Origin of the sequence: Terasakiella sediminum (assembly GCF_033100395.1) — a bacterium.
In the GTDB taxonomy this organism is placed as follows: domain Bacteria; phylum Pseudomonadota; class Alphaproteobacteria; order Rhodospirillales; family Terasakiellaceae; genus Terasakiella.
Genome location: NZ_JAWLVJ010000048.1, coordinates 1 through 6,215, shown reverse-complemented (window position 1 = coordinate 6,215; position 6,215 = coordinate 1). Strand labels below are relative to the sequence as shown.

The window sequence follows — 6,215 nt, the reverse complement described above, 5'->3', positions numbered from 1 at the left end:
CATAACGCCAAAACAGAAATTGCTGCAGTCAATCCAAAGGGCTGCATAACTGTCTACTTCTGAAGCCCCCTAAAAATGGGGGTATTACCATATAACAGGCATGTTTCTGCCATCAGACAGAGAATTGTCACGTGAAATTGTCAAGAAGACCATCATGCTAATGCTGAATGCAAAAAACAAAACTCAAGTGTTTGCTGCTTTCCGTGATGGCTTCCCTATAGGTAGCCAACAGAGAAAGTATACAAACCATTTTATCAGCGGGATTATGTCAGCGATCAAAAACAAACACAAAAAGATTGTCCACTATTTTTGCACAGATATAGGAGTTCGTTTGATGAATTTGGACTCCAATATTGCTGAGTTGGTCATTGAACACTTTTCCAATCAGAATATTCCAATTCTTAGTGTTCATGACAGCTTTATCAGTGATCGACAGCATATGACCGAAATGGAGCGCATTATGCGAGATGCGTTCAAGAAAGTAGTTGGTGTGCCTCTAAGTGGTGGTTTAGGGCAATCCATTAAGAGTAATTGGTCCCCTTCTGAACAAAGCGAGAAGACAAAAATGTCAGATCGTTATATTCGGAATTTAAGAAGGTTTTGCGCCGAACAAACCGAAAAACACCTTCTTCAAAGAACGAGGGAATTTTCACTCTGAGATACTGCTTCTAACCTTTGCACATCATTGTATAGTTAATAGCTGTACAGTGATGTGCCATTCTAATGCACTGCATTTATGGCTTCATAACGCCATAACACAATATCGACAGTGCTACGAATATCACCAGACAACTCTGCGATTCGATTACAAAACTCTTGAACATCGGCAAAACCATGTCGATTTGCTAGCCGTAACACATGCCGGTCCGGTTTGGCAAAATTGAAACCTAAATTTTTAGCTAAATGATATGAGGTGATCTTTCCAATAAATGGGATCGTTTGAAGACTTGAGATTGGTTCAGTAATGATTTCACGTTTAAAATTCTCGAAACCTTGTTCTGAAACCTGCTGCGCCAATTTCGCAATTGCATTCACTTTACGCTTATTACCAAAAACCTGAATTGCTGCATCAACACATTGGTCAGATCGTGATGCAATTAAATCCGCACTTTCCCAATCACAAAAACTAAGAGAGATGAAGTCAAACACCTTTCTTACATAGGCCTCTTTAAAGCCAGAACACAAAATCACCCAAGCTGCCTCGCGAAGCAAATCTGTTTCTGTGAAATCTTCTCCAGTAACAGCATCCTGCCACTGGATTTCTCCTGTGTAACCAAGCGAAACCACGGTTTGTTTTGCACTTTCGTAAAGAGACATTAACTGATTGGCAATTTCAGTATCAGCGGCTTGTGTAGAGTTCATTATAGCCATTTGCAATTGTCCCTTATCCATAACTTAATGTGCACTAAGAAAATGTTCGCGGCAGGGTTTTTATCAAGATATTTACTAACTTCAATTTTTAATTTGTGCTTCTTTTTCAATTTTACAAATTGATCATCTGGAACCGGAGGATGCATTTCTCCTATTAGGCTGTATTTCGTTGAAATATCCTGCATTTTTGCATCATCAATTTTTCCGTCTCTATAAGAAGCTCGGATTTCCAATTTTACCCTTGAATAGGCATTTGCTGCATCTTTATGGAAAGAACCCTTTTCTTTCCATGCGACCTTCATTTCTACAAGAGAGAGGAGAAACAGGACCGCTGCTAAGCATCCCATGAACATTGTATTATCAAAACCTGTCGGATTGATTTTTGAAAGAAGCTCTTGAGGGGCAAAAATCAGAATTGCCAACACTGCAGAAAACAATGTTGATATCAGATTAAGAAGGAAAGCCCTACGCAGATATCTGCTTGATAGAATTGAATGACAAGTAACCAATAAATTAGAAACTTTTTCTATTCTATTTATTTCCGGTGTACTCATTCAAACGGTTCCTTAGAGGTCGTCGAATAGACTTCTCCATTGGGCTTCTGAACCTGATAAAGTCGCGTTTTTCATTCGCTTAGACAAACGATCAAACACGTGGCTAACCGCTTTTCTTTCAGAACTGTTGCTCGCGCCCAAATAGCTATCGACATGCACTGACTGTCCACTACTATCACGTACAGGGTTAACAACCCGTTTACTGATCTGATCAAAAAAGTGTGGCACCATACGGCCAAGAGTTTTGGGGCCTTGATAATCTCTAAATGCCGCAATACCCAATGCTTCCATATGGTAGCCACTTAACTGACTCTTTTCAGGAAGCGTTGCATTGATGGCTTTTGCGAGTTTAATGGTAGGGACCAACTTTCCATTGCAGTCAGCATTTCGTGCTGTCAGAGCTTTTTGAAAACCATCTGGGTTTATTCTTGACCACCGATCCCCATTCCAAGATTGAACTTTGATGCCTTGGTCTTGTTTAACCGCAGGAACGAGTTGAATTTCCATACCATCATTATACCTGACGGTTACCGCAAGCTTGCCAGTTGTCACTTCAGCATTTTGTATGCCGTCAGACAAAGCAGTAGAAATATTATTCTTAATATCTTCAGGTGATTGTTGTGCAGCTTGAGGATCACGAAGAACAAGCAATGAATCGATATCGCTGATACCATCGACATAAGTATGTTTAGCGACAGAACCGCCGAATTTCAAATCATATGAATTCTCGATGGCATCCGCCAATAAATCTTTTATCTCTTGCAATCGGGCATCTGTTGCTTCTGCATCACGCGCATTTGCGTTACCTAATACGTCACCGAGAAGCTTATTGAGAACCGGCTGAAATTTTTCATCTGAAATCTCAGCTCCAGCTTTCTGTACCTCTTTATTCAATTGGCTAGGGGAAAAGCTGGTAAAAGGATTATTACTACCGCCCATTTTACTCTCCTATTTCCTCTAAAAGTGCTTCGTAGGAAGTTTGAAACAACAGCTTATTGTGCGTAAAAACATCAAAACTATTTTCAAGTAAGAACCGTTTCATTTCCATCTGTAAATCTTGGAGATATGAATAGTTTGCTATCCAAATCATCCCCTCCATTATAACATCTTTTCGAGCAATACTAATTTGGGATGCACAATAATTCTCTTTGTAAACCGCCATACCGTCATAATAAGCATAACGTAGCCAGGTTAATCCATCGAAAATATCGGCACCCGCTAGAAAATATAAAGGAGATGAAATTGGGTCTAGACTCCCAAAAATATGGATTGGAATATCGAGACCAATTTCATCCAAGCTTCTGCGTAATTTCGCAATATTCTTCATGCGAACCAAAAGCGATGGCCCCAGTTCCTTATCTGTAAGGCCTAAAACATCAAAATCAGAGAATTGGTATCTACAGTCAATTATCTCATCAATATTGATGTAAGGGCCATTTTCTGCAGTCGCTTTGATTAAGAACTCTTTTGCGCCTTCAGGGTATTTCTTAAATAGAGCTTTTGCTCTATTTATTTGAACTTGAGTACTAGATCGGCGGTTAGGGTTATCATAACTGATAACTGCTGTCGGGATATTAAAATCCCATTTAGAAAGAACCTCTTTGTGAAAATCGACCTTCCAATCGTTCGGATCGTAATTTTCTTTGTACAAATCTACAAAATCTAAACCTATACCCGCTTCATACCCCCCACTATCCAAAAAAACCATTGTAGGAAAATGTATGTGTTTACCCTGCTTTATGAACTTATAATATAAATCATAACTACTGACCAAAACCTCATCAGTAATATGTTCAGACATTGTTTGGATCGTTTTTCGAACTTCGGGGAAGCCTTTACTGGAAAAAGATGGCACTAACATAGGAGTCCGAAACTCTTCGTCGCCAATAACGACCTTTCTTCGTTGAGCTAACACTTCATCGCCTCTCTATCTTTGCAAGATAGACAATGACCGCATGGTTCATCCGTTCCTGCTTCGCAGCTATACGTTAAATCAAAAGGTAAATGGTTTTGTCTGGTATATTCTACGATTCCAGCCTTATACCAATCTTTAAATGGAGCTATATATGTAACCGCACCATTTGAGCATTCTTGAACTAACTTGTTCATTTGTGAGTAGAAGCCAACTGAACAATCATAATAGTCAGTCCCGCTATGGATACCTGTTGCGATGAAACTTTGTTCAGACTTTAATGCCATAAGTGCAGAAAAAATCAAAAAACCATTGCGGCCTGTAACTTCTCCGGCACCATATTGATTTGGTAGAGACACATTTATTTCTGCAAACGAGATGTTTAGAAAGTCACAAACTCTTTCTGCTGCAATTCTTTCATTGGTACACGCGGCCTGCCCGAAATCTACAAACAAACCACTGACTTCCATACCTTGTGTTTTGAGAAAATGGCAGCATGCCATTGAATCAATCCCGCCACTTAATAGCACAAGTCCCTTATCAGTTCGTTTTGTCAACGATCAATCTCTCAATAGTAATTTTATAAAAGACTACACAACTAAATATTGAGCGTCAATATTGATCCCAAATAATCACAAGCTATTGATATTACATGACCAACAAACAAAACAGCAATTGTATATAAAGTAGTTGGATACCCTTTATCTGCGAGAACTAGTCTGATACATGTCTCCTTAAAGATGTTTCTGTAAAATGAAGGGGATAGCATGCTGGATGACTTTATGAAGGCAGAAATGATTGATATTTTTGAAAATTGGGTTCGAAAACAATTGAGTGAATATTGTTATGATTGGAAAGTGGAAGCAAGCGCCCTAAGGAAACTATCTGATTTGTTTAATATTCACTTTGAAGAGTGCTCCAGCAAAGAAGAAACCTTGAAGCTGAAGAAAGAGTTAGCTGCTAAATGGCAGCAATCCTCCACCGCACAAAAACTATCCTTAGCAAAATGGATCGTGAAAGATTGGGGAAAAGTAAATTCGACGAAAATTGAAGAATATGTTGAAGCAATCATTAACCGCGAAGAGATTGGTTTCTTAGGCATTTCCAGCTGGTCAAAGATCATATCAATATCTCAACCCAACGAGAATGCTATCTATGATTCTAGGGTCTCAGCTGCATTAATTGCCGTTCAATTACTTCATAAAGTAAAACAAGGCGTCATCTTCAAACAAATTAAAAGTAGGAACGGTTCAATCAGTCCATTTCAGGACTTATTCCCTCATCGTAAACTGGAAAAGGAAATGGGATGGATCGCAATACCCGAAAACAAAACCTACAAAACTTACACTGAATTATTAAGTGTAATAGCCGAGCGGATAGGTGAGGTTTCTATTGCTGAAATTGAAATGCTATTGTTTTCAGAAGCCCCCAAGCTATGCAGTGAGATAGCAGGAAAGTCCGTTCGCCCCCTCTTGGAGAGAATGAAAGAAGAGTACACTCATGGCAGCTTTTTAGGCGGAGAAATCGGCATTCATTTAAGTGCTTCAGCACCAGACCCTCTCATTTCTAAGGCCGGTTTAATTGGTGTTTTGCACCAAGACCCTTTCGAAGACACATTTAGGACATTTCAAAAGGAGCATTACTGTGATTACGAAAGCATTTCCGCAAGTGCATATGCGTTTCTGCTTTCACAATTAGGCGCTAAGACATTGCCTGAAGCCATATCATCAACCCTTCAAAAAACAGCAAATAAAGAAGGTGAATTAGACAACCAATCTAGAATGAGTGAGGTATTCAAGAAGGCTTTTTCCATTGCAAAAACGAAAGATAAGTTGCCTTCGAATTTACTTCCCGAGTTTCAAGACAACACCCCTATTGCAGAAGCTATGGCCATCAGCATCATATGCTCATTGAAGTCAGCCAGTTTTGAAGATGGTTTGTCTATGGCAGTGAATTATGGAAGCCACAATAGTAATATCCCAAATATGACGGGCAACATTCTTGGAGCTGTTTATGGGAGTTCTGTCTTGCCCAAAAGGTTGACACAAAAGATCAAGTTTCCGCATTCCTTAGGTTCTGTTGACAAAGTGCTTTACCCAAACCCGAATTGATGTGACCTGAACGAAGCCGAGAAAGCTTAACTGAATTAGTTCCGATCTGATCTGACACTTACCCGCTTTGATGCGGTGACTGTCAGGTCGGGTTGCAACCCGTCTCGCATTTTTCAGTTTGTTGAAACAACGTTCGACCTGATTTTTCAAGCCATATACGAAATCATCAACAGGTTTGATTTCCTTGCGGTTTTTCCGCATTGGAATCATGGCGTAACCACCACGTTTTTCCATATCTTCACGAATGGAATTTGCATCGTAGCCTTT

General features: G+C 39.6%; 7 protein-coding genes and 1 pseudogene. 2 read left to right on the top strand and 6 right to left on the bottom strand.

Annotated elements, in window-relative coordinates; translation table 11 throughout:
- Positions 1–154 precede the first annotated feature (154 nt).
- The gene (locus tag RYZ26_RS19550; RefSeq protein WP_317684942.1) at positions 155–658 is read left to right on the top strand and encodes a DNA-directed RNA polymerase; all 504 of its coding nucleotides are present in this window, start codon (positions 155–157) and stop codon (positions 656–658) included.
- A 62-nt stretch (positions 659–720) separates the two neighbouring features.
- Here the strand turns inward: RYZ26_RS19550 and RYZ26_RS19545 are convergent, their stop codons facing one another.
- From RYZ26_RS19545 to RYZ26_RS19525, 5 genes are read right to left on the bottom strand one after another with little or no spacing between them, the layout of a single operon-like run.
- Positions 721–1,371, bottom strand: coding sequence for an HhH-GDP family DNA glycosylase (locus tag RYZ26_RS19545; protein ID WP_317684941.1), 651 nt, complete (start codon positions 1,369–1,371; stop codon positions 721–723).
- Positions 1,362–1,925 carry a hypothetical protein gene (locus RYZ26_RS19540; RefSeq protein ID WP_317684940.1) on the bottom strand — a complete coding sequence of 188 codons (564 nt, stop codon included), beginning with the start codon at positions 1,923–1,925 and terminating at the stop codon, positions 1,362–1,364. Before RYZ26_RS19540 ends, RYZ26_RS19545 begins: the two co-directional genes overlap by 10 nt.
- 12 nt (positions 1,926–1,937) lie before the next feature.
- Positions 1,938–2,864 (bottom strand): CBASS oligonucleotide cyclase, encoded by a 927-nt coding sequence (locus RYZ26_RS19535; RefSeq protein ID WP_317684939.1) that lies wholly within the window; start codon positions 2,862–2,864, stop codon positions 1,938–1,940.
- Between the two features lies 1 nt (position 2,865).
- On the bottom strand, positions 2,866–3,840 hold the full coding sequence (locus RYZ26_RS19530; RefSeq protein ID WP_317684938.1) for a hypothetical protein: 975 nt from the start codon (positions 3,838–3,840) through the stop codon (positions 2,866–2,868).
- Complete coding sequence (locus RYZ26_RS19525; protein ID WP_317684937.1) at positions 3,834–4,394, bottom strand: 7-cyano-7-deazaguanine synthase; 561 nt, start codon at positions 4,392–4,394, stop codon at positions 3,834–3,836. Before RYZ26_RS19525 ends, RYZ26_RS19530 begins: the two co-directional genes overlap by 7 nt.
- Before the next feature lie 210 nt (positions 4,395–4,604).
- Between RYZ26_RS19525 and RYZ26_RS19520 the strand changes: the two genes are divergently transcribed.
- Positions 4,605–5,948, top strand: a complete 1,344-nt coding sequence (locus RYZ26_RS19520) for an ADP-ribosylglycohydrolase family protein (protein ID WP_317684936.1) — start codon at positions 4,605–4,607, stop codon at positions 5,946–5,948.
- On the opposite strand, the pseudogene RYZ26_RS19515 reads toward RYZ26_RS19520, so the two are convergent.
- Positions 5,907–6,215, bottom strand: a pseudogene (locus tag RYZ26_RS19515) (hypothetical protein); the annotation flags it as partial. The gene RYZ26_RS19520 and the pseudogene RYZ26_RS19515 overlap by 42 nt on opposite strands.